We start from the raw sequence: 22,699 nt of genomic DNA, 5'->3' as shown, positions 1-22,699 counted from the left end.
TTCGATGTCATCCAAGCATTTCGACGCATCAGCAGTGGTTCGCTTGCGCTCGCCTTTCCAATCCCCACCTGACGCCTCACCGGACGCCTTTTCCTCCCTCGCTCACCACGACGGTCTTCAGCCAACGTAGCGGGAGGCGGTTTGGAGCCTCTCTCCGCAGAGCGACTCCGAGGGGCCAAAACCCTCATCATCTGTGCAGCACCATCTGATGCCTACCGACCTATCCGGCAGTCACCACCCGTTCAGGACACACGAAGGCTGCCGCTTTTCCCAGGAACTCGGATTTCATCCGCAGCTCACGGACTTCTTTTTCCAGTTCCCTGACGGGCGCGCTCGCTGATCGTCAGGGGCGGTTCCTCGTCCGCGTGAGTCTGTCGGTACCGGCTGACCCATGATCCGAGGGTGCCCTCGTTCACCTGAATTTCCCGCGCGACCTGGGCGATCGGGCGGGATCCTTCGAGCACCATCTTGACCGCCTCGTCCTTGAATTCAGGACTGAACTTCTTGCGCTGCTTTGCCACGTACTCTCTCCGTTGCTTCGGACATTCATCCTATTGGGACGACTGTCCGGAAACTTCGGGGCGCCTCAGATGGCCCTTCGGCGGATCCCCCCTGAAAGCGGCCACCGGCATTTCGTGACTGCGTATGGGGTGCTCCATGGCCGGACGCATACAGCCGCTCGGCCACGAGGTCGTGGGCTTGCCGCGTTCACCGAGGATCTCACTCGGCAATACGCCTCGCACCGCCGCTTCCACCCTGTGTCCGAGAGGACGTTCTGATGACTGGTGCGCAACCTGGGGAAATATCCCGAAGGCCGGTGGCGGTCAGTGGTCGGGCTTGCTCCCGAGGCGGGGTTGGGCGCGGACGTGTATGCGCTCGCCCTGGCGGCCGAAGAGGCTGAGGATCTCGACGGGGCCGTCGCCGGTGCTGCCGAACCAGTGCGGCAGCCGGGTGTCGAACTCGGCGGCCTCGCCCGGGCGCAGGACCAGGTCATGGTCGGCCAGAACCAGACGCAGGCCCCCGGAGAGGACATAGAGCCACTCATAGCCCTCGTGAGTACAGGACTCCGGTGTCCTCCGGGTGGTCGGGAGGACCATTTTGAAGGTCTGCAGCGGGCCGGGCTGCCGGGTCAGGGGCAGCACGGTGTTGCCGTTCACGAGTTGGGGCGTGAGGCGGATGCGAGGGTCGCCGACTTCGGGAGCGCCGACCAGTTCGTCCAGGGGGACTTGGTGGGCCTGAACGATGGGGAGCAGGAGTTCAAGGCTGGGGCGGCGCTGGCCGCACTCCAGGCGGGACAGGGTGCTCTTGGAGATGCCGGTGGCCTCGGCGAGCTCAGCCAGGGTGACGCCGCGCTGGGTGCGCAGGCGTTTGAGGCGGGGGCCAACTGCGTTGAGAGCTTGGGCGATTGCGGGTGAGTGCTCCACGCCGCCCATTACACCGTGCTTGTCCCGGAAGCGGCAACAAAAATTGCCTCCGTTGGGGGCTGGTCGCACTCTGAGGGCGGAGGTGATCGCTATGAGCGACATGACGAGCGTGGCAACGAACGATTCGATGTACGACGTGGTGGTGGTCGGCGCGGGCGCGGCCGGACTGAACGCCGCGCTGGTGCTGGCCCGATCCCGCCGGCGGGTGGCGGTGGTGGACGCCGGGGAACCGCGCAACGCCCCTTCCGCGCACATGCAAGGTTTTCTGTCCCGGGACGGGATGGACCCGGCGGCCCTGCTGGAAGTGGGCCGGGCCGAAGTGGCTGGCTACGGCGTGGAGTTGATCAAGGGCCAGGTGGATCACATCGACCCCGGCTTCCTCGTGCACCTGGCCGGCGGCCCGGTGCTCCAGGCCCGCCGGGTGCTGGTGTCCACCGGGCTGCGCGACGAGCTGCCCGAGATCCCCGGCGTGCGTGAGCGGTGGGGCAAGGACCTGCTGCACTGCCCGTACTGCCACGGCTACGAGGTACGTGACCAGCCGATCGGGGTGCTGGGCACCCAACCGGGCGCGGTGTACCACGCTCTGCTGCTGCGGCAGTGGTCGGACGATGTCGTCTTCTTCCCGCACACCCTGGACCTGACGGGCGACGAGCGCGAGCGGCTGAGCGCCCGCGGTGTGCGCATCGCCGACGGCGTGATCAAGCGGCTGGTGGTGGATGAGGACCGGCTGCGCGGAGTTGAGCTGGCCGAGGGCCATGGGGTGCCCCGCAGCGTGGCATTCGTCGTTCCGCGCATGGTGCCCCGCGACGCCCTGCTGACCGGCCTGGGCTGCGAGAAGAACGAGAACGGCTGGGTGACCGCCGACGCCTCGGGACGTACCAGCGCGTTCGGGGTATGGGCGGCGGGCAATGTCGCCGATCCGCGGGCCCTGGTGGTCACCGCGGCCGGCATGGGATCGGCGGCCGCGTTCGCCATCAACCACAACCTGGTGGAGGAAGACGTCGAACGGGCCGTCGAGGACCACCGCGCGGCGGACGCGACGTCCCCCCCGGTCGCCCCGCTCTCCCCGGCCTCCTCGCGGTAGACCGCCGAAGCCACCTTCCCCGAAGGCCACTGGCACGCCGTCCGAATCCGGCCCGGCGGCATCCCAGCGCCCACCCGGGCGCGCCCGCCCTGGACCTGCTCTGAACAAGGTTAGGCAAGGAGATCCTCACATGCCCGCAGTCCCCGGAGGAAGCGTCACCGAGGAGCCATTTCCCACCCGCAGCGAGGACATGGGTGCGGGGGCCGATCCCGGCGCGCGGCCCCGGGCCGGTCTCGCGTTCGCGGTGCTCGGTGTCGTCCAGGCGACGTTGATCTTCACCATCACCCTGATCGCGGTGCCGCTGCCGGACATCGGACGGGGGTTCGGTCTTGGCTCGGCGGGTCTGGTGCTGGTCAACGCCGCGTACGGGCTGCCTTACAGCGGGCTGCTGCTGTTCGGCGGGCGGCTCACGGACCGGTACGGCGGGCGGCGGATGTTCACGACGGGGCTGGTGGTCTTCGGACTCGCGTCCGCGACGGCCGCGTTGGCGCCGAACTTCGAGGCGCTGGTGGCGGTGCGCTTCACACAGGGCGTCGGGGCGGCCCTGACCGCGCCGGCGGCGCTGGCGGTGCTGCGCTCGGTGCTGCCCGAGCCGGCAGCGTTCGGCAGGGCGATGGCCACGTGGGGCGGCGTGTCCGTGCTCGGCGCGGCCGTGGGCACCCTCACCTCAGGCGCGGTCACCACCTGGGTGTCGTGGCGCTGGATGTTCGCTGTTCCCGTCCTCGTCGCGGTCCTCGCCCTGGCCGTTGCCCGGCGGTTGTTCCCGCCGGAGCCCGCCGAACCGTCCCGGGCCCGCCCCGGCCTGGACCCCGCGGGCGCCGTGTTCGCCACACTCGGCATCTCGGTCGGCAGCTACGGCCTGATCTTCAGCGGCGACCACGCGTGGACCTCGACCACCGTGCTCGTCCCGCTCGTCGTCGGCGCCGTGCTGCTCGGCGCGTTCCTCGCGGTCGAGCGCCGCGTCCGGCACCCGCTGCTTCCGCCCGGGTTCACCCTGGAGCCGCGCCGCTTCGTGGGGCTCGCCGGGATCCTGCTCGCGGCGGCCGGCACGGGCCTGGTGACCTTCCTGCTCTCGCTCTACCTCCAACAGGTACGGGATTGGTCGCCGCTCGCGACGACGGGCGCGTTCATCCCGTTCACCGTCGCGCTGATCGCGACCAACCGCGCGGCGGGGCCGCTGGTCGGCCGGTTCGGGGCGGGCCGGGTCACCGTCGCGGGCCTGGTCGTTGGCGCCGCCGGACTCGCGCTGCTCGCCGGCATCGACCCCGACACCTCGTATGCCCTCGGCCTGCTGCCCGGTCTGATCCTGCTGCCGGCCGGCACCTCCTTCATCTTCTCCGGGTCGGCCGTCCTGTCCACCGCGAACGTGCCCCCGCACCAGGCCGGCCTGGCGGGCGGCGTCATGAACACCGCGATGGAGTTGGGCCCCACGGTCGGCCTGGCCGCGCTGATGTCCGTCGCAGCGACGCAAACCGACGTGGTCGTCGGCTACGCGTGGGCCTTCGGCGCCGCCGCCGCCGTCTACCTCGCCGCCGCGCTCGCGGCGACCGCGCTGGTCCGCCGCGCCCCCTCCGAGGATGACGGCCCGTCATACAGCTGAAGCCCTCCGAACCGCTCGAACCCCTCACGTCATTCGAGTCCTGCCCGGGAGGCGGCTCGCACCCCGTTCGGGTGCGGGCCGGCCTCCGCCCGCGGTCCTTCTGAAACCGGCACGGCCACATCCCAACCATCCACCGGGGCGCGCGCGCCCCGGCCCCGCCCCGTGGAGAGAGGAATCCTCACCATGCCCGCTGACCTCTCCTGATCCCCGCGCGCCCCTTCCTCTGCCCGGAACAGGAAGACCCATGAACACACATCACACCGGGGACATCGACTGGGATGCTCTGGGCGCCCAACTGGAACGCGAAGCCGAACTGCACGCCCCTTCCCGCGAACAGGCGGCAGGCTGGCTGCGGGAGCTGCTGCGCACGAGCGATGGCGCGGACACCGCGGCCGGCCGCGTCCTTGACGTAGGCAGCGGACCGGGGGTGGCTACTGAGGTTCTCGGTTCGGGGTGACGTCATGGCGGGGCCAGCGTGAGGCGGGTCTCGGCGATGAACCCGTCGAGCAGGTCGGGCCGGTACTGCATTTTCTTGAGCCGGGTCCGGGTCAGGGCTGCGAGGGTGTCGACGGTGCACCCGGCGAGGTTGCCCAGGCCGTTCTTCAAGTGTGCCCATACGCCTTCGGCCGGGTTGATGTCCGGCGTGTACGGCGGCAGGCAGAAGACGGTCAGCCACGCCTCGCGTCTGGCCAGCAGCTCGCGCATCAGCGCGTCCTCGTGGTGGTGGAGTTGTCCCACACGACCACGAGTTTCCCGCCGAGTTGCTGGTGGCGGCGTCCAGCAGTTGAGCGAAGTTCCGCTCGCGGAAGCCCTTCTTCTCCTTGCGGCGGCCGGGATGGTGGACCTGCATCCGGTAGACCAGCCGGGTCCGCTCGTCGCCCTTGGCGCAGACCATCCCCGCCAGCGAGACCCGGCCCGAGCCCTTCCCAGAGACTTTCACCTGCGGCGACTGGCCGCGACGGGACCAGGTGCGGGCCTTCGGCGGACGGAGCGATTGCCCTGGCTCGTCCTCGAAGCAAAGCCACGCGCCCTGCTCCCTCACCGTCTCTTTACGCGCGGCCAGGTCTCCTTCCACCAGCTGCCTGCTCGCCCGTTTCTTCCCGAACGCCGAAGTCATCGCCGTCGACCAGTCTCCCAGCCTGCTGGAGCGGGCCCGGATGCGCGCGGCCGAGCGGCACCTGACCAGCTGGGTGGTCTCCCAGCGGGCGGATGTGCCGGATGAATTCGACGTGCTGAGCCCAGCGGATCTGATATGGACCAGCAACGTCGTCCACCACCTTGGCGACCAGCAGGCGGCGTTGAACGCCCTCGCCGCCTCCCTGCGGCCCGGCGGTCTGCTCGCCGTCGTCGAACGCGGACTGCCCCCACGCTTCCTGCCCCGCGACATCGACATGGGCCGCCCCGGCCTGCAGGCCAGCCTGGACGTCGCCACCGAGCATCAGTTCACCGCCTTGCGCACCCAACTACCTGCGTCGGTTAAAGCAGTTGAGGACTGGCCTGCCCTGCTTGCCCGGGCCGGGCTCATCCCTACCGGAACGCGTACCTTCCTCACCGACCTCCCGGCCCCACTGGGACTGCCGGCCCGCGAGCATGTGCACGCCCGCCTGACCCGGCTGCGCGACCAGATCGGCGAACCGGCTCGACCTCGAGGACCGCGCAACCCTGGAACACCTTGTGGACGGCGATGCCTGTACGGGCATCCTCTGGCGCCCCGACGCCTTCTACCTCACCGCTACCAGCGTCCACACCGCTCGCTTCTGCCCCACGGTCTGACCGCATCGGTCCGAGCAGCCCTGTACCGCTCGACAGATTCCTGGGCCTGCCGGACGGGTCGGGGACAATCCGAGCATCGGTCAAGACCGGTCGGCCGTAGTAGCCGTGCGTGGGACAGGCGCCACCGAAGTACAGCTCCCCGGCAGCGGCCTCGGCCGCAGCTGATGGTCCAGCAGGTAAGCCCGACGCCACCGATCGGTGGCCCGATCGGGAATTGCGACGGGTCTCCTGTCATTGTGCGGGTGGTGACTATGTGGGTCTCGACCGGTCAGTACGGGCTCGCCAGGAGAGCACCCGGCAGGGTGGCGCGGAATCGGCGAATCTGAGCTTGTTCTTTATCTACCAAGATCTTCCAGGTCTGCCGATGGCCTTGAGGGTCTCGGGGCGTTTGACGGTTTTGCCGACGTCGTAGCGAGGTGCCCGGTGCTTGTTCTTGGCGCCGGGTGGACGTCCGGGGCCGGTGCCTGTGGGTTGGGGAACACGGGTCGGGCAGGCGAGGTGAGCGCGGATGTTCCTGAACCCCCGGCGGACCCGGGCCGGGGTGAGCCGGCCGGAGGCAGCGGGCTTCTCCCACGGGCGGCGGAGGTCATCGGCGAGGGGACGGGCGAGCCGGAGCTGGGTGTGGGCGACGATCAGGAGCCAGGTCCAGCGGTCCGCGGCCTCGGGCGTGCGAAGTTTCGGGGTGGTCCAGCCGAGGGTCTGTTTCGCGAAGCGGAAGGTGTGCTCCAGATCGAAGCGGCGTAGAAACGCCTGCCGGCAACGGTCCACATCGTTGGGGGCGGCGCCGGTCTTCGAAGACCACAACCACACCGGCGGAGCATCCCGTTCCTTCGACAGGAACTCGACCTTCAGCCGGATCAATGTGCCTTCCACCAAGGGAAGTTCGCCCTCGTGGTCGAGCCATGCCGAGCGGTGGGTGAGCCGAGGGTGGACCCGGTCCCATGCCTGGGTTTCGGCCTTGCCGTAGTTGCTGGTGTCGGTGGCCGTGGTGATCGCGGGCTCGGGCCAGGTCTCCGGCTTGGTGAAGCGGAACTCCGGCCCGTGCTTGGGCGGCCGGCCGTTGACGCCGTGCGTCCTCGGCGGCTTCGGCAGGCGCATCACGCGGTCGGAGCGGACCCGGCCGACCAGCTCGACGGGCAGGTCTCGCAGGACCCAGGCCAGGCGGGTGACGTCGTAGCCGGCATCGCTGACGATCACGATGTCCGGGTCCCCGGCCTGCCACTGACCGGCGGCGATGAGCCGCTCGACGACTCCTCGCAGCTGGACGGCGGTGACAGCGGTCGCGTCGTCCACCGGTGTGAGCCGCACCGCGTCCAGGATCGCGGTCCAGGAGGTGGCGCCCGGCTCCAGCACGGCAACGAAGGAGTAGGGCCAGCCCGGAATGAACTGCGAGGCCGTCTTCGCGCGACCGTAGACGTGGCAGAACAGCCGCTCCGCCGAGCACGGCGCGTCCGAACGCAACCACGGCGACACATCGACCGCCAGCACCAGCCGCCCGCCGTCGAAGCGGGGCAGCGACAGCCCGGCCGGCACGGTCCGCAGCCGGTCCATGTCGATCCGGCCATGGTTCAAGCCGCCGTACATCGCTCCGTGCCCACGACGATGCTCAGGCAACAGTGTCAAGTCCACCGGAGACTTCACCGCCCCGTCCGCGCACAACACCGCGTCGGACAGCTCGAACAGTTCATCGCGCCGCGCGGTCAGACACGCGTAGAACTCGCCCCGGAAGCGTGACGCCTCCGCGAACGCTTCCCTCCGGACAGCATCAGGCAGCAGACTCACCCTCACGGTCTTCGTCTTGGTCACGTGCACCTTGGTCGGAGCACATGATCAGACAAAGGCCGCCTCCACGTCCGTGAATCCCCAGGTGAGCGACCCAGTTCGAGGCGTCGTTCGAGACCGGTAGATAAAGAACAAGCTAAGCGGTTCCGGGTGAAGCTTCACCCCACCCCCATCGCGGCACGGTTTCCCTTGATGACGGCTTCGCGTCCGGCTGGGAATTAGCCATCGCTCTCCGCGAGCCCCACTCCACATAGGCGATGAACGCGGATCGGAACTCCGGGTCGGCGGGAAGCCCGACCTCATCAGCGGCAGCCAACATCAGTTGCACCCACCGATCCCGCTGCTCCGGTTGGATGGCCCGGCCGCGGTGCATGGACAGCATGTGCGCGAATCCGCCTTGCTCCTTCGTGTATGTCTCCGGCCCTCTGAAGACCTCCCCGAGCCATACCGCGACATGCTTCGGATGATCAGCCCCCATATAAGCGAATATCGGCGCGAGCAACTCATCATTGCGAACCCGCCGATAGAATTCCTCAGTCAGCCGTTCTAACGCCTCTGCGCCACCGGCCCACTCGTACATGGTCGGAATCGAGTCCGTCATCGTGCCACCTCCGATTAGTTATTCGTTGCCTACGTCTCAACTTCATCTCAGATAAAAGGAGTTCACGCCACCCACAGCCTTTTTCTCCTTAGGCATTAGACCATTGCAGCAACGCGAGGCGGTCCTCCCGATCGCGGACGGGGCCTGTTTCAAAGCCCTGGTCCAGAGCACTGCGGAGGCAACAGTTCTTCGACTACTTGGCCTACCTGCTGCGGAGTAGGCAAAGACGGATGGTTTGTGAAACCGCCCGATACGATGTCGTAGCTGTCGTGCCAGACGGGTTCGGCGACATGGTGCCCATCTTCGCGAATCTGGGTGATATCCCGCTTAACCGCAGGCTTGTCCCACATGTCGGCACCCATTACCGGAAAGTAAACGACCGGGAAGTTGGAGGCGAGGGTGACGGTCGAAATGCGGTTCGGAGCAGCACCCGTGGCAGCGATGGAGAGAGCGTTCGCCGTAGCGGGCAGGACAATCAGGATGTCGTGGTCCGCCACAATCCGGGAAGGTTTGTCGGTCGGCCAGTCGGACGGCGAATCTCCGCTTACAACGCGCTCAGCAAAAAGCCTCACGGTGTCCGGCGGTAGGAAGGTGGCTGCGGTGTGAGTCATTAAGACGGTGTAGGTACCGCCGAGCTTATCCCGCAGCGCCGTGAGGTACGTGGGCAGCATCGTCACGGCAACCGAACCCGTGGCGCCGACGAGTATGCGCCTCTTGTGTAACGGCGGAGTCTGATTTTCCATGGGTCAATGATGCACGCATTCTTCACCTGGTCAATACTCGTGGGGTTCTCCGGGGTATGGACACCGATTAGCACTCCAAAGATAATTCGCTGCGTGCGCTGGTCAGAAGCCTGATTCTGAGCAGCATCTGGCTGACGGTTCGCCATGTGGCGGGAGTTTGTGACCGGCTGGTGCGTCGCTGCCAGTGGCAGCGACGAACGGTGGCCAGGTGGCGGCACCGGAAGCAGGACCAGTTCAGTGGGTGGTCGGGCAGACGGCCCGTCACTGACCGCGGATGGTGAGCTGCCGGCAGTCGCCGGACTTCTGCCGACGTGAGGGGAACGAGGGAGGGTTCGTTTCTCCAGGCCCCTTGCGTCACCTCTGACCTGTGCGGTCATGGCGGCGGGGAAGGAGTGGGCGAGCATGACCAGGGTCATGTGTCGGCTCCAGCCAACGTAGCGGCGGACCTCGTATTCGTCCAGGCCGCACTTCTTCTTCGCGCTCTGGGACGACTCCTCGAGCGCTCGGCCGAGCTGGTGATCAAGGGCCGGCTGGTCGACGGTGGAGCCGGTTGGGCGTAGGTGCGGCCCGGCCGCAGACGGGCGCGCCCTTGGCTCGTCGCCGCAGGACCCGCATCGGACCGGCGCCGCCGGTCACGAACTCCCGCTATATGACGCACTGTCAGTCGCATGCGCTCGAGCCGCTGACCAGCGCACATGGCGATCTACCGGTGGAATGTCAGGAATCCTTCGGTCAGTCCTACGGTGGCACCGTATTGAGGCGGTAGATGGTCACTCCTATTCTCCATTGGCAGGAAGCCGGAACCTCTCGAATCCACCTCTCGATCGGGAGGTTCCCCACACGGCGCGAGCAAATCGCGCACGACCGGTGGCGACGCTGTCGGACGTGCGGGGCAACCACCCCGACAGCCCATCCCTTCTCCGCGAGCCGAGCCCGCACGACATACGAGGAAACGGAGTGGAGTGCTGTGGCGACAGCAGTCGAGCACTGCCCGCACGTCGGGCACGATCACGTACCCAAGGATGGTTTCGGCCGTGTGGCCGTCCCCCACGGCGGCCATGTCGAACTTCGTCCATGACGGCCGCCGCAATGTGCAGGACGGGCACCGGGACGATCGCTGATCCCTTGCCGCGCCCCTGATCCGAACGCGGTACGGACGGTGCGCGACTCCCGTTGCCGCTGTCAGGGGTCCTGGTGGCCGAACCGCGTCCGGTCAGCCGAGCAGCCCCACGTGTCATCACGGCATTCGCCAGTCGCCCGACGCCCGGTACGGGACGCGCGCTCGTCCAGCAGCGCTCCAGGATGCCGGGGTCCACACGTACCGCGGCTACGAGATGCCCCCCCGCGAAGCACTGAAGAGAGGCACGGAAACCTTATGGAAGATCTTCTTGTCGAGTTGAGGAATCAGCGTGTCAATATTCGCCTCGCCGGCGAGCGCCTCGACATCGAGGCTCCGAACGGCTCCCTCACGCCGCAACTGCACGCTGCCATCACCGAACACCATGACCAATTGATCGCCCTGCTCAAGGGCAGCCCGCAGCCGCGAAATCTGCCGCGCATCAAGCCACAGACTCAGTTACGCCACGATCCGTTTCCGCTCGCCGACATACAGCAGGCGTACCTGATCGGACGTCATAAGGGCCTCGAACTCGGCGGCGTGTCCAGCCACTTTTACCTTGAGTTTGACGGACCCGGACTGGACATGCCGCGGCTCGCCGCGGCCCTGCGGAAGGTCATCGACCGGCATGACATGCTCCGAGCGGTGGTTGAGACCGACGGCGAGCAGCGGATCCTCGATCATGTTCCTCCGTATCGGATCGCTGCCACGGACCTGCGGGGCGAGTCTCCCGCCGCGCAGTCGGCGGCGATAGAGCAGGTCCGGAGCGAACTCGGCGACCAGGTTCTCCCTACCGACCAGTGGCCATTGTTCGACATACGCGCCACGCTTCTGGACGAGGACCGCGTTCGCCTGCACCTCAGCCTGGATCTGCTGTTCGTCGACGTCCGCAGTCTCTTGCTCATGTTGAATGAGTGGCGGCGCTACTACGACGATCCGACCTGGTCACCGGCACCGCTCGAACTGTCGTTTCGCGATTACGTACTGGCGGAGCAGGGACTGCAGGCCGATCCCCTCGGCACGGGGGCGGCCGACTACTGGCGTTCGCGCCTCGATGAACTGTCCCCGGGCCCCGACCTTCCGCTCGCCGTGGCGCCCGAACGCCTGGGCCCGCCGACCTTCGTCCGGCGTCGCGCGGTCATATCCAAGGAGCGCTGGGCCGCCCTCACTGCCGTGGCCGGCCGTCGGGGTCTCACCCCGTCGGTGCTGTTGCTCGCGTCGTACTGCGAGGTACTCCGTGCCTGGTCGAAGCGGCAAGACTTCACAGTGACGCTCACCTTGCTCAACAGGCTGCCGCTGCACCCGCAGGTCGACCAGATCATGGGCGACTTCCTGTCGCCGAATCTGCTCGCCGTCGCGGGCCGTGCCGACGAGACGTTCGAAGAGCGCGCTGCCGGCGTGCAGCGCCAACTGCTCGGGGATCTGGCCCACTCGACGTTCAGCGGGATCCGGGTCCTGCGCGAACTCACGCGCCGGCAGGGTGACGGGCGGAGCGTTTCGATGCCCGTGGTGTTCTCCAGCACGCTGGGAGCGGCTGCCGGAGACACGAAGGGTGACGCCCTGAGTGCGTTCGGCGACCTGGTCCACGGCGCCAGCCAGACGCCCCAGGTCTGGCTGGAGAACCAGATCTTCGAGGAGGACGGCAAGCTCACCCTGAACTGGAACGCGGTGGACGAGCTGTTCCCGCCGGACATGCTGGACGCGATGTTCGATGCGTACCGGACCTTGCTGGACCGGTTGGTGGATGACGCAGCGGTGTGGGATCAGACCGGTGGGGTCGTGCCCTTGCCGCTCGCGCAGTCGGATGAGCGGCAGCTCGCCAACGCGACGGCTATGGATCTTCCGGCTGCCAGGTTGCATGAGCTCGTGGCGGAAGCGGCCAGGCGCCGGCCGGACGCGGTTGCGGTCATCGCCGACGGGGTCGAGTTCACCTACCGGGAGTTGAGCGAAGACGCACACCGTCTCGCGCGCCGGCTGCGCGACTGTTGTGACGCGGAGCCGAACGCGATCATCGCGGTTTCGATGCGGCCGGGTGCCGGACAGATCGCTGCTCTGTTGGGTGTCCTTCACGCGGGCGCGGCTTATGTCTCGATCGACCCGGAGCTGCCGGAGCAACGACGCCAGAATTTGCTGCGGCAGTGTCAGGCGAAGGCGGTGGTCACCGAGACGGATCTGCGCGACCAGCTGACGTGGCTTCCGGGCGTCGAAGTCGTCACCCTGGACGAGGACGCTACCCGGCGGTGCAGCCCGGACCCGCTGGAGAGCAGGCAGAATTACGAAGACCTCGCGTACGTGATCTTCACTTCAGGGTCCACCGGTGAGCCCAAGGGTGTGATGATCTCGCACCGGAGCGCCTGCAACACGATCCAGGACATCAATCAACGGTTCGGCGTAGACGAGAACGACCGTGTGCTGGCGCTGGCGCCGACGGGCTTCGACCTGTCTGTCTACGACATCTTCGGCGTCCTCGGCGCGGGCGGCGCTGTCGTCATTCCCTCCGCCGGCCGAAGCAACGATGTCGACCACTGGTCGGATCTCGTCGATCGGTACGGCGTCACCATCTGGAACAGCGTGCCTGCGCCGCTGCGGATGTGGATCGAGTCGCTCGGCGAGGCTGACTCCCCGCGTGACGGCCGCCTCCGGTTGGCCCTGCTGAGCGGAGACTGGATTCCGGTCGACTTGCCCGACCAGGTCCGCGAGCACTGTCCCGCGATGAAGGTGATCAGCCTCGGTGGCGCCACGGAGGGCTCGATCTGGTCGGTGAGTTACCCGATCGGTGACGTACCACCGGAATGGTCGAGCATCCCCTACGGCAAGCCGCTCGCCAACCAGACTCTCCAGGTCTACAACGAGTGGCTCGACCCGTGCCCCATAGGGGTGACGGGAGGGATCTACATAGGCGGAGTCGGCGTCGCGCTCGGCTATTGGGGCGACCCGGTGCGCACGGCGGAACGGTTCATCGTCCACCCGGGTAGTGGAGAGCGGCTGTACAAGACCGGCGATCTGGGACGATATCTGCCGGGCGGTGACATCGAAATCCTCGGGCGCGAGGATTTCCAGGTGAAGATCAACGGCTATCGGGTCGAGCTCGGCGAGATCGAAGCCTGCCTGAGCCGCCAGCCGGGTGTACGTCAGGCGCTGGTCACCGCGCCAGCTCATCCGGGCACCGGACAGCGGCAGCTTACCGCGTACCTCGTGGCCGACGATCCCAACGCCGCAACCGGCGCCGACGCACTCGAACCACCCATCCTGCGCGGGGCGTTGGAGGGTTCGCTCCCCAGCTACATGCTGCCCAGCCACTACGTCGTCCTCGAGAGTCTGCCCCTCACCTCCAATGGGAAGATCGACCGCGCGGCTCTGCCCACACCGTGGAACGACGGCGATGAGACCAACCGTCGGGTAGCGCCCAGCAACGAGATCGAAGAGCGGCTCCTCGCGCTCTGGTCGGATTTGCTGGGTCACAGCGACTTCGGAATCGAGGACGGTTTCTTCGACGTCGGCGGTGATTCATTGCATGCTGTCCGGATCATCGGCCAGCTCCGCTCCGAGTTCGGGATCGATTCCGCCGCGGAGCAGGAAGTGATAGAGGGCCTGTTCATGAACGCGACCATTGCGACCTTCTCCGGGATCATCTTGTCGATCAAGGAGCCGGGAGCATGACCGAAGCCGATGGTGAATGGGACCACGTGGTCATCGGGGCCGGCTCCGCCGGAGCGGTCATGGCCAGTCGCCTCGCGTCCCGAAGCGAGCAACGCGTGCTTCTCCTGGAGGCCGGCGATGAGCAGCCGGCCTCCGGTGAGGCAAACCCACTGCGGGATGCGAGCAAGCTGATTCTGGACGGGTACAACTGGGATTACCGGGCCAACCTCCGTACCAGCAACCGGCTGGACGACCTCATTCGGATGGGGGCCAGGCGTTCCGCCGGGACCGGCTCGACCGCGGCTGACGGGCAACAACGGTCACGAGCCCTCTGGACACGGTTCCCCTACCAGCTCGGCAAGGTCGTGGGCGGATCCTCCGCCGTGAACGGAGCCGTCGCCCTGCGCGGCCTGCCCAGGGACTTCGACGAGTGGGTGGCGCTCGGCAATCCGGACTGGTCCTGGGAGCACGTACTCCCCTTCTACAAGGAAATAGAGAACGACTCCGATTTCCCGGGCGGCCAGCACGGTGAGAGCGGCCCGCTTCCCATCCGCAGGCCGGGACCCGAGCAACTGCACGAGCTGGAAATCGCGTTCTGGGAGGAATGCGGCAGGGGCGGAGTAGCTGACCTGCCGGACTTGAACGCAGGGGAGGAATTCGGAGTCGGGCCGGTGCCGGCCAACGTGGTCGACGGCGAGCGCATGGACACGGCGACGACCTACCTGGCCGCGGCTCGGGACTGTCCGAACCTGGAGGTGCGTACCGGCTCTCGGGTGACACGGATCCTGTTCGAGGGGCAACGTGCGGTCGGTGTCGAGATGGTGCGGGACAACCGCCTGACGACAGTGCGAGCCGGGAAGGTCACTCTCAGCGCGGGCGCGATCGGTACGCCGGCCATCCTCATGCGCTCAGGCGTCGGGGGCGCCGGTCTGTGCTTGTCCCTGGGCGTCACCCCGGTGGTGGACCTGCCCGGAGTCGGCGAGAATCTGGTCGACCATCCGTCGGTCGTCATCTGGTCCCTGCCCCAGCCCGGTGTGTGCAAGCCGGGCCTCCCTTGGCGCCAGGTCGCGGCACGCATGGCCAGTGGGTTCGACGAAGACGTCGATATTCAGGTGGGGTTGCTGAACAACGTCGTGAGCAGCACGATTCCGGGCTTTGTCGACCGGCTCGGCTGGCCCATGGTGGTGGGGATCTCGGTCATGCTGCTCCGCCCGGCCTCTCGCGGCCGGGTGTTCATCGAGGACGCCGGTCCCGATAGCCCACCTGTGATCGAGCTGGGACTCGGTTCCGAAAGCGAGGACATCGACCGCCTCACTCACGGCGTCCGGAAGGCGTGGAGCATCCTGCGGTCGCCCGACATCGCCGACCGGTTGGAGCAGACCCAGTTCTGGACCGACGCCATGGTCGGGAATGACAAGATCCTACGAAGCGGCGTCCGGAACATCATGAACCCCGGCTGGCATGCGGTGGGGTCGGCCAGGATGGGGCCCGCAGCCGACCTGATGTCGGTCGTGGACCAGGACTGCCGAGTTCACGGGACCGAGAATCTCCGGATTGTCGACGCATCCGTATTCCCATCGATCCCCAGTGTGCCGACGAATCTGACCACCATCATGCTGGCGGAGAGAATCGCCGGCAGTACGAAGGAGTAGACCCCTTGCAGCCTTCATCAAGGACGCCGGTGCGGCTTTACTGTTTCCCCCACGCCGGAGCGACCTCGTCGGTATACCGGCCGTGGAAGGCTCTGGAAACGCCCCGACTGCAGATTTGTGGCGTTGATCAACCCGGGCGCGGGACCCGCATCCGAGAACCGAACATCGACGACTTCCGTGCACTGGTGGAGTCAATGACTGAGCACGTGGTCGCTGACCTGCTCCAGGCCCGGGAGCAGGTTCCCCACCTCGGCTATGCGACCTTCGGGCACAGTTTCGGCTCGATGCTGAGTCTGTCCGTGGCCGCCGCCGTGGCGCGCGCTGTGGGACAGTCGCCCCTTCGCGCCATCCTCTCGGCGGCACTGCCGCCGCGGCTGCAGCCATTTGACGAAACGGCCTCGCTCACTGATGCGGAACTGCTCGACAAGATCGTCGCGGATGGTGGCACACCGCCTGAGCTGCTCGCTGACAAGGCGATGGCCCGCTACCTCGTCAGGCCGTTGCGTGAGGACTACGCAATTCGGCGGCAGTTCCCTCAGGAGAGTTCTCTTCGTGTTGACTTCCCGCTCACTCTGGTCGCCGCGCGGGAAGACGAGCATGTGCCATCTGAACGGATGTGGAAATGGTCCGAGCACAGTAGCGCCCCTTGCCGTCGGGTTGAGATTCCGGGTGGCCATTTCGCTCCTGTGCAGGAGCCCGGAGAAATCCTCGCCATCGTAAGCGAAGACATATCTCGTAGCGACAGGGCAACCGCCGTGGGCACGAGTGAGACTCTGGCGGCCAGGCGTTGAGTAGCGAAGGGGAGCGTTGATATGGGGAACAACCCGGACGAGTCGCAGCATGAAGAGTTCCGGAAGATGTGTCGCGAGTTCCTGGCTCGCGAGGCGGTTCCGTACCACGATCAGTGGGAGAAAGACGGAATCATCGGTCGCGAAGTCTGGCGCAAGGCTGGCGAAATCGGGGTGCTGGGTACGGGTGTTCCAATCGAATACGGTGGTGGCGGGGAGCCGGACTTCCGCTACCACGCAATATTCGCGGAGGAACTCATCCGGGCCCGGATCACCGCGCCGGGCTTCGTGGCTCACAATGATGTGATCGCGTCGTATCTGGGGAAACGAACCACGTCTGAGCAGCGCAAGCGCTGGTTGCCCGGGTTGTGTTCGGGTGAGTCGATCGCCGCTATCGCCATGAGCGAGCCGGATGCGGGGTCAAACCTCGCCGATATCCGTACCACCGCCGTGCTGGACGGGGATACGTACGTCCTGAACGGGCAGAAGACCTTCATCACCAACGGTGAGAACGCCGATCTTGTGCTCGTAGCGGCCAAGACCGAACTTCGGCGCGGCACTCAAGGGATGAGCCTGCTGGTCGTCGAGAGGGGAGCGCCCGGATTCACCCGCGGAAAGCGCATGGAGAAGCTGGGATGGCACGCTAGCGACACGTGCGAGCTGTTCTTCGACGACTGCAGAATCCCGGTGAGAAATCTGATCGGCAAAGAGAATGCCGGAATGGCCTATCTGATGGCTGGTCTGCCGCGGGAACGGCTCAGCATAGCTGTAGTAGCGGTCGCAGCAGCTGAGCTGATTCTGGCCGACGCGCTGGAGTATGCGCGCAATCGTCAGGCGTTCGGTCAGCCCATCGGCGGTTTCCAGCACAATCGATTCCTGCTTGCCACGCTGGACACCGAGGTGACAATCGCCCGGGTGTTCCTCACCCATTGCATATCCGAACTCAACGCCGGGCGGCTCACGGTGGCCGACGCTGCCAAGGCGAAATGGTGGACCACCGAGTTGCAGGTTGAGGTCGCGAATCGTTGTCTGCAACTGTACGGGGGGTACGGATACTTGAAGGAAAGTCCCATTTCCAAGGAATGGGCCAACAGTCGGGTTCAGACCATCTACGGTGGTACCACCGAGATAATGAAGGAACTGATCGGCCGCTCCCTCGGCTTGTGAGCCGCACGCAGCGTCACGCCTCCGCGTAGTTCGAGAGCCGGCAGGGACCAGTCGGCCACGGCGGCCCTGACGAGCCGGCAGCCACAGAAGGGATGCACCGCGCATATGAACCACTTCGGCGAAGCCCCACTGCCACGTTCCGACAGCCAGGACCCGACATCGGTCGCGACGGCCGGACCGGGCGAACTCACCGTCACCAACGCCACGTTGGAGGACTGGTACCAGGTAGCAGAGTGGGCCAACGGAGAGGGGTGGAACGTCGGCAACGGTGATGTGGCCTGCTTCCACCCCACCGACCCCGCGGGCTTTTTCATCGGCCGCATCGGCACTCGTCCGGTCTCGGCAGTCTCGATTGTCAACTACTCGGATCAGTACGCCTTTTTGGGCCACTACCTGGTCCATCCCGGCTTCCGGGGGCGGGGCTTCGGCTTTGCGACCTGGCAGGTGGCCTTCCCTCACGCCGGAGCCCGCACCGTCGGCCTCGATGGGATGCCTGCCCAGCAGGCCAACTACCAGAAGTCCGGGTTTGCCCCGGCCCACGACACCATCCGTTACGCCGGGCGCCCCGAGCGGTCAGGCACCGTGGCCGCGGGGACCGTGGCTGTCACTGAGGAGCACCTGGACGCCGTCGCCGCGTACGACCGCGGATGCTTCCCCGCCGACCGGCGCGCCTTCGTGAGCCGCTGGCTGACAGCTGCCGGCCGAATCGCGTACGCCCGGCTGAGCGATGGCCGGATCGCCGGTTACGGCGTGATCCGGCCAGCCGGCGACGGCTATCGCATCGGCCCCCTGTTCGCCGACACGCCCGCGGACGCCGAAGCGCTCTTCGACAGCCTCACCGCGCACATCGGCCCGGACAGCGAGGTCTCCCTCGACGTCCCCGAGCCGCTGAAGACGGCGAGCGCTCTCGTCACGGCCCGCGGGCTCGCGGCACAGTTCCACACCGTGCGCATGTACACCGGACCGGCCCCCGAGACCCGGGCGGAGCGCGTCTTCGCCGGCACCACTCTCGAACTCGGATAGCCGGAGCCGACTCCTCGGGTCGGGGGTGTCAAGTAGATGTTGATCTGCGGTGTGCGGGTGGCTGACTGCGGATAGTCGGCCGAGGACGATGCTGCCTTGACCCCGCGAGGATGATGGCGTGCCTGTTCCGTTCACGAGACCAGGCGCGCCGCCCCGTCCTTGAGTCATCAGCCCATGAAGCGGCGTAGCCGGGATCGCGGGAAGTCATCCAGGTCTTCACGCGCGGACCGGCGGTTCATGCGAAGGCGAGCCGGCCGCGGAACTTCTGCGGCACGGGTGCGAAGCGGTACACCATGGTGATCTTCTCGGCGTCCGGCACGGTGAGGCGGTAGCGGGTGCACATGAGGTAGCACAGCGCCATCAGTTGGGTCGTGCCGATGTCGGCGCCGACGCACTTCTTCGGCGCCCAGCCGAACGGTACGTAGTACCCCCGGCCGACCGGCCCGTGCGGCGCGCCGGGCAGGAAGCGGTCCGGGTCGAAGGTGTCGGCCTGCTGCCAGAAGCGGTGATCGCGATGGATCATGTGCGGGCTCAGCATGTACCCGCGCCCCTTCTCCAACCGGGTGGTGCCGAGGTCGAACGAGAGCCGGGAGCGCCGCACGAGCAGCAGCGGCGGGCTCCACATGCGCAGCACCTCCTTGACGAACCGGTGGGTGACCGGTGCCGCCTTCGTCGGCGCGGCGCAGAAGTCGGCCGGGTCCACGCCCCGCAGCTCGGCGCCGAGCCGCCGCGCCCACTCCGGGTTGCGGGCGAACTCGTACAGCGTGCTCGCGGCCGCGGCGCCGGGCGGTCCGCCGATCGCGGTGAGCACCGAGGTGACCACGTCGAGCGCGCGGTCCATGCCGAGCTCCGGGAGCATGTCGACCACCGGATCGGCGAGGTCCAGCTCGCGGGCGCGGCGGCCGGACGCGCGTTCGCGCAGCACCCGTCGTACGACGAGGCCGGCCCGGATCTGGACGGCGACGAAACGCAGGTGATGCCGCAGCCCGTCGCCCGGGTGACGGTCGATCAGGCGGATCAGCTTCTGGTCGAGGTCCCGGCCGATCTGCGCGGCCTCGCGCGGGGTGAGACCTGAGAGCGCGACCGGCAGCATGGACCGCACGGCGACGTCCTGCGCGAGCATGACGAGGTCGACGTCCTCGCCGAGCCGCGCGTCGATGATCTGTTCCATCCGGGTGATCAGCTTGGCGTTGTGCTCGCCGGTGGTGAGCCTGTGCAACTGGGTGAGCCACGCGGTGCGTACACGGGACCACCGCACCGGTGTGCTGGGGCGTCGCCGGATCATGTCGACGAGGCGGTCGTGCATCACCAGACGCTGCCAGTTCGCACCGCTGACCCGGCGTGCCGCGTTCGGCTCGAAGACGGCGAGCTGATCGTCGTCGATCCAGAAGACGCCGCCTTCGGCCGCGCTGCGCAGCCGCAGGTCGTGCAGGAAGTCGGTGGGGTGGTGCGGACTGGTCATGGCGTCGCCTCTCGCGGTGAACCACGGTGAACCGCGCTGTACGGGGAGCCGCCGCCGGGCGGCTCCCCGCGTGTACCGATCAGATGTGGTGGTAGAGGTACCAGGGGTGGTTCGTGGCGTAGCCGAACCGGATGTTGAGGGTCGACTTGACCGAGCGGTAGAGCTTCCTCATGGTGTTCACCTCCTCTCGGTGGAGTCGACGCGGGCGTGCAGTTCCGCGGTGAATCGCGGCGGCGCCAGCGCGGGGCCCAGGTGTGGTCCGTCGCCGCCGTCGGTGACCGACAGGTGCCAGTCGCGCGTGATGACGCGGATCAGGTCTTCCAGCAGAGCCATCGTCACGGTCGCGCCGGCGCAGGTGTGCGGCCCGAACCCGAACGGTATGAAGGCCGGATCGTGGACGGATTCCGCCCAGCGGCTCGGCACGAACTCGTCCGGGCGGTCCCAGTGCCGCGGGTGGCGGTGCACGAGGTAGGAGCACACGTTCACCTCGTCCCGCGGGCCGACCGTGACGCCGGCCAGGTCATGCGCCCGGCTCGGCGTACGGCTGAACAGCCAGGCGACCGGCCAGAGCCGCATCGCCTCGCGGGCGATCCACCCGGGCTCGTCGCCGTCGGTGCGAGGGTGCGTGCCGAGGAGGTGGACCGACCAGCCGAGGGCGAAGCCGATCGAGCCGACCGTGGCGAACAGGAACGACAGGTAGACCTCGGCCAGATCGGCGGGCTCCGCCGACGGGCCGGCCCCGGCGACCACAACGTCGAGCAGGTCGCGCGGCTCGCCGACGCCGAGGCTCACGCCGGCGCTCCGGCGGGCCCGGATCTCCCGGATCAGGACGTGCGTCGCCCGGCGGCGGAACCGGAGCCGCGACATCGCCGAATGACGCCGGCGCGCGCCCGCCAGCACCGCGCGGGCGATGATGCCGTCGACGGCTTCGTGCAGCCGCTCCGGCGCGTCCCGGCACAGCAGCACCTCCCGCAGGTGCTCGCGGACCAACAGGTTGCCCGCGTCCGGCCATGAGCTCGTGGGCGCGAGCCGATCGCCGACCAGACGGGGCAAGTCGGCCCGGCCGGCGTCGAGTCGGCGGCGTACCAGGGCGCGTGCCGCGCGACCGATCTCGATCTGCGCGGCTCGGGGGCCGAAGACACCGTCGCGGGTGTGGAAGAAGTCGGAGGTCTCGGCGAACGTGCCCCGCCGGTTCCCCATCACCTCGCGAGCGGCAGCGGGGCCGGCCACGCACACCCGGTTCGACGCGTACCGCCATACGTCCTGGGCGTCGTCGAACTCCGCGGCCAGATACGCCAACGGGTCGTGCCGGTAGGCGGCCGCGTTCGGGTGCGGCCGAGCCGGGCGACCGTTCGTTCCGCCGGTGGCCGACAACGTCATGGCTCTCTCCTTGAGCGTGCGGCAGGCTGCGGATGCGGCTGGGAGCGCGGGTGCAGGTGCGACCGGGCCGCATCCGACTGCGACGGCTCCGGTCCCCCCGTGAGACCGGACTGCTGGTGGACAGCGTGTTCCGCCGGGAGAGGTCTGTCGCGGGCTGTTCCGCTCAGCGGAACGGAGCGCCGGCCGCGCGGCCCCGGAGAGGGCGCCGGGTCAGATCGGGGCGGGGAGCGTGACATCGGCCGGATCCGGGTCGAGGTGCTGGAGGATCTTCGCGCGGAGCGGGTCGGTGTCCGGCAGGCCGAGTTCGCCGGTGAGGGTCAGCGCCCGGGTCCAGGCGTCGTGGGCCGCTTCGGCGTCGGCGGCGGTGTGGTGGGCGTCGCCGAGGCAGACCAGGCCGGCGGCCTCGCTGTGCCGGTCGCCGGATGTGCGGAACAGGCCGATGGCTTGCTGATAGCAGTCGACAGCCTGTCGGTGCCGGCCGAGATGGTGGTGGATGTAGCCGAGGCTGTCCCGGATGTGGGCCTGGCCGTTGAGGTCACGGGTCTCCTCAGCCAGCGCGAGGGCCTGCCGGCAGTGGGTGAGGGCCCGCTGGTGGTCGCCGAGTTGGGCGTGCAGCCAGCCGATATGGTTGAGGGCCGCGGACTGCCCGGCCCGGTCGTCGGCCGCCCGGTAGTGCTTGAGGCTGTGGTGGGCGTGGTCGAGGGCTTCCTGGTGGCGGCCCTGCGCCCCGGACATCCGGGCCAGGTGCTGGTGGGTGCGCGCCTGACCGGCGCTGCTGCCGAGTTCGCCGAACAGGTCCAGCGCGAGCGCGTAGTGGGTGCGGGCGTCCTCGGGGCGGTCCAGCCGGTCCTGGGCGAGTCCGAGACTCCGGTGGGCGTACGCCTGGCCGGTCCTGTCGCCCTGGCGCCGTGCGGCGTCCAGGGCGGTGCTCTGGGCGGCGGCCAGCGCCCGCCAGTACCCCTGCCGGTCGAGGAAGGTGGTGAGGGTCGCGGCGAGCTGCCAGGCGTGGGTGTCGAGGCCGGCCGCGGGGGCCTGCTCGACGGCGGCCAGCAGGACGGGGTGCTCGGCGGTGAACCAGGCCAGCGACTGCCGGCTGTCGGCCGGTTCCTCGGGAGCGGCGCCCGGCCGGGCGGGGGGCAGGGCGAACGGGTTGACCTGGGGGGTCAGCAGCGTGTCGGCGGTGTGGGCGGTGTGCAGGTAGTGGTCGAACATCCGCCGCGTCGCCCGCTGCTGGTCGGTGCCGGGCCCGGCGTCGGAGCCGGCGGCGTCTTCGGCCTGGACCAGTTCCGTCGCGTAGGCGCGCAGCAGGTCGTGGAAGGCGTACCGGCCCGGGACGTGCTCGGTGAGCAGGTGGCCGCGGGTCAGCTCGGCCAGCAGGGCGCGGGCGCGCGCGAGGGGCACGCCGGCCAGGCCGGCCGCGGCGGGCAGCGAGGTGTCGGGCCCGGGGTGCAGGCCCAGGAACCG

18 protein-coding genes are annotated in these 22,699 nt (G+C 68.0%); 9 read left to right on the top strand and 9 right to left on the bottom strand.

Features of this window, described 5'->3' with window-relative positions; all coding sequences use genetic code 11:
• Positions 1-296 precede the first annotated feature (296 nt).
• Both QMK28_RS28975 and QMK28_RS28970 read right to left on the bottom strand, forming a co-directional pair.
• The gene (locus tag QMK28_RS28975) at positions 297-521 is read right to left on the bottom strand and encodes a transposase (protein ID WP_326442613.1); all 225 of its coding nucleotides are present in this window, start codon (positions 519-521) and stop codon (positions 297-299) included.
• Between the two features lie 303 nt (positions 522-824).
• Positions 825-1,433 (bottom strand): helix-turn-helix domain-containing protein, encoded by a 609-nt coding sequence (locus QMK28_RS28970; protein ID WP_326442611.1) that lies wholly within the window; start codon positions 1,431-1,433, stop codon positions 825-827.
• 82 nt (positions 1,434-1,515) lie between these two features.
• On the opposite strand from QMK28_RS28970, the gene QMK28_RS28965 reads away from it, so the two are divergent.
• The 3 genes from QMK28_RS28965 (at position 1,516) to QMK28_RS28955 (ending at position 4,565) form a co-directional block, all read left to right on the top strand.
• On the top strand, positions 1,516-2,508 hold the full coding sequence (locus QMK28_RS28965; protein WP_443050858.1) for an NAD(P)/FAD-dependent oxidoreductase: 993 nt from the start codon (positions 1,516-1,518) through the stop codon (positions 2,506-2,508).
• A 190-nt stretch (positions 2,509-2,698) separates the two neighbouring features.
• Positions 2,699-4,108 (top strand): MFS transporter, encoded by a 1,410-nt coding sequence (locus tag QMK28_RS28960; protein WP_443050859.1) that lies wholly within the window; start codon positions 2,699-2,701, stop codon positions 4,106-4,108.
• Positions 4,109-4,352: 244 nt separating this feature from the next.
• Entirely contained in the window at positions 4,353-4,565 is a 213-nt protein-coding gene (locus QMK28_RS28955) for a hypothetical protein (protein WP_326442609.1), read from the top strand.
• Between the two features lie 2 nt (positions 4,566-4,567).
• Here QMK28_RS28955 and QMK28_RS28950 read toward each other — a convergent pair whose 3' ends face one another.
• Positions 4,568-4,846, bottom strand: a complete 279-nt coding sequence (locus QMK28_RS28950; protein WP_326442608.1) for a transposase — start codon at positions 4,844-4,846, stop codon at positions 4,568-4,570.
• A gap of 230 nt (positions 4,847-5,076) precedes the next feature.
• Here QMK28_RS28950 and QMK28_RS28945 point away from each other — a divergent pair, with 230 nt between their 5' ends.
• Entirely contained in the window at positions 5,077-6,207 is a 1,131-nt protein-coding gene (locus QMK28_RS28945) for a class I SAM-dependent methyltransferase (protein WP_326442617.1), read from the top strand.
• 13 nt (positions 6,208-6,220) lie between these two features.
• On the opposite strand, the gene QMK28_RS28940 is transcribed toward QMK28_RS28945, so the two are convergent.
• The 3 genes from QMK28_RS28940 to QMK28_RS28930 all read right to left on the bottom strand — a co-directional run bounded on the left by QMK28_RS28940 (position 6,221) and on the right by QMK28_RS28930 (position 9,007).
• Complete coding sequence (locus QMK28_RS28940) at positions 6,221-7,663, bottom strand: NF041680 family putative transposase (RefSeq protein ID WP_326442616.1); 1,443 nt, start codon at positions 7,661-7,663, stop codon at positions 6,221-6,223.
• A 136-nt stretch (positions 7,664-7,799) separates the two neighbouring features.
• On the bottom strand, positions 7,800-8,264 hold the full coding sequence (locus tag QMK28_RS28935; protein ID WP_326442607.1) for a group II truncated hemoglobin: 465 nt from the start codon (positions 8,262-8,264) through the stop codon (positions 7,800-7,802).
• 149 nt (positions 8,265-8,413) lie between these two features.
• Positions 8,414-9,007 carry a flavoprotein gene (locus QMK28_RS28930; RefSeq protein WP_326442605.1) on the bottom strand — a complete coding sequence of 198 codons (594 nt, stop codon included), beginning with the start codon at positions 9,005-9,007 and terminating at the stop codon, positions 8,414-8,416.
• Positions 9,008-10,382: 1,375 nt separating this feature from the next.
• Here QMK28_RS28930 and QMK28_RS28925 point away from each other — a divergent pair.
• The 5 genes from QMK28_RS28925 to QMK28_RS28905 all read left to right on the top strand — a co-directional run bounded on the left by QMK28_RS28925 (position 10,383) and on the right by QMK28_RS28905 (position 18,393).
• Entirely contained in the window at positions 10,383-13,784 is a 3,402-nt protein-coding gene (locus QMK28_RS28925) for a non-ribosomal peptide synthetase (RefSeq protein ID WP_326442604.1), read from the top strand.
• Positions 13,781-15,415, top strand: a complete 1,635-nt coding sequence (locus QMK28_RS28920; RefSeq protein WP_326442602.1) for a GMC family oxidoreductase — start codon at positions 13,781-13,783, stop codon at positions 15,413-15,415. The genes QMK28_RS28925 and QMK28_RS28920 overlap by 4 nt, the downstream gene beginning before the upstream one ends.
• Before the next feature lie 29 nt (positions 15,416-15,444).
• The gene (locus QMK28_RS28915; protein ID WP_326442614.1) at positions 15,445-16,206 is read left to right on the top strand and encodes a thioesterase II family protein; all 762 of its coding nucleotides are present in this window, start codon (positions 15,445-15,447) and stop codon (positions 16,204-16,206) included.
• Between the two features lie 21 nt (positions 16,207-16,227).
• Positions 16,228-17,370, top strand: a complete 1,143-nt coding sequence (locus QMK28_RS28910; RefSeq protein WP_326442601.1) for an acyl-CoA dehydrogenase family protein — start codon at positions 16,228-16,230, stop codon at positions 17,368-17,370.
• A 105-nt stretch (positions 17,371-17,475) separates the two neighbouring features.
• Positions 17,476-18,393 (top strand): GNAT family N-acetyltransferase, encoded by a 918-nt coding sequence (locus QMK28_RS28905; protein WP_326442600.1) that lies wholly within the window; start codon positions 17,476-17,478, stop codon positions 18,391-18,393.
• A 235-nt stretch (positions 18,394-18,628) separates the two neighbouring features.
• Here the strand turns inward: QMK28_RS28905 and QMK28_RS28900 are convergent, their stop codons facing one another.
• From QMK28_RS28900 to QMK28_RS28890, 3 genes are all read right to left on the bottom strand, one after another.
• Entirely contained in the window at positions 18,629-19,855 is a 1,227-nt protein-coding gene (locus QMK28_RS28900; protein ID WP_326442599.1) for a cytochrome P450, read from the bottom strand.
• Positions 19,856-20,032: 177 nt separating this feature from the next.
• The gene (locus QMK28_RS28895) at positions 20,033-21,235 is read right to left on the bottom strand and encodes a cytochrome P450 (protein WP_326442598.1); all 1,203 of its coding nucleotides are present in this window, start codon (positions 21,233-21,235) and stop codon (positions 20,033-20,035) included.
• A 210-nt stretch (positions 21,236-21,445) separates the two neighbouring features.
• Positions 21,446-22,699: tetratricopeptide repeat protein (locus QMK28_RS28890; protein WP_326442596.1), on the bottom strand; the 1,254-nt coding region annotated here is incomplete at its 5' end.

The organism is Streptomyces sp. H27-D2, assembly GCF_035828615.1.
In the GTDB taxonomy this organism is placed as follows: Bacteria; Actinomycetota; Actinomycetes; order Streptomycetales; family Streptomycetaceae; genus Streptomyces.
Note: the sequence above shows the minus strand (reverse complement) of the source record. Positions and strands in the feature narration are given on the sequence as shown.

Excerpts from the sequence above, each read along its gene's own strand:
- QMK28_RS28970 (WP_326442611.1), bottom strand. The coding sequence starts at position 1,433 with ATGGGCGGCGTGGAGCACTCACCCGCAATCGCCCAAGCTCTCAACGCA.
- QMK28_RS28900 (WP_326442599.1), bottom strand. The coding sequence starts at position 19,855 with ATGACCAGTCCGCACCACCCCACCGACTTCCTGCACGACCTGCGGCTG.
- QMK28_RS28910 (WP_326442601.1), top strand. The coding sequence starts at position 16,228 with ATGGGGAACAACCCGGACGAGTCGCAGCATGAAGAGTTCCGGAAGATG.
- QMK28_RS28965 (WP_443050858.1), top strand. The coding sequence starts at position 1,516 with ATGAGCGACATGACGAGCGTGGCAACGAACGATTCGATGTACGACGTG.
- QMK28_RS28960 (WP_443050859.1), top strand. The coding sequence starts at position 2,699 with ATGGGTGCGGGGGCCGATCCCGGCGCGCGGCCCCGGGCCGGTCTCGCG.
- QMK28_RS28895 (WP_326442598.1), bottom strand. The coding sequence starts at position 21,235 with ATGACGTTGTCGGCCACCGGCGGAACGAACGGTCGCCCGGCTCGGCCG.
- QMK28_RS28905 (WP_326442600.1), top strand. The coding sequence starts at position 17,476 with ATGAACCACTTCGGCGAAGCCCCACTGCCACGTTCCGACAGCCAGGAC.
- QMK28_RS28955 (WP_326442609.1), top strand. The coding sequence starts at position 4,353 with ATGAACACACATCACACCGGGGACATCGACTGGGATGCTCTGGGCGCC.
- QMK28_RS28930 (WP_326442605.1), bottom strand. The coding sequence starts at position 9,007 with ATGGAAAATCAGACTCCGCCGTTACACAAGAGGCGCATACTCGTCGGC.
- QMK28_RS28920 (WP_326442602.1), top strand. The coding sequence starts at position 13,781 with ATGACCGAAGCCGATGGTGAATGGGACCACGTGGTCATCGGGGCCGGC.
- QMK28_RS28935 (WP_326442607.1), bottom strand. The coding sequence starts at position 8,264 with ATGACGGACTCGATTCCGACCATGTACGAGTGGGCCGGTGGCGCAGAG.
- QMK28_RS28925 (WP_326442604.1), top strand. The coding sequence starts at position 10,383 with ATGGAAGATCTTCTTGTCGAGTTGAGGAATCAGCGTGTCAATATTCGC.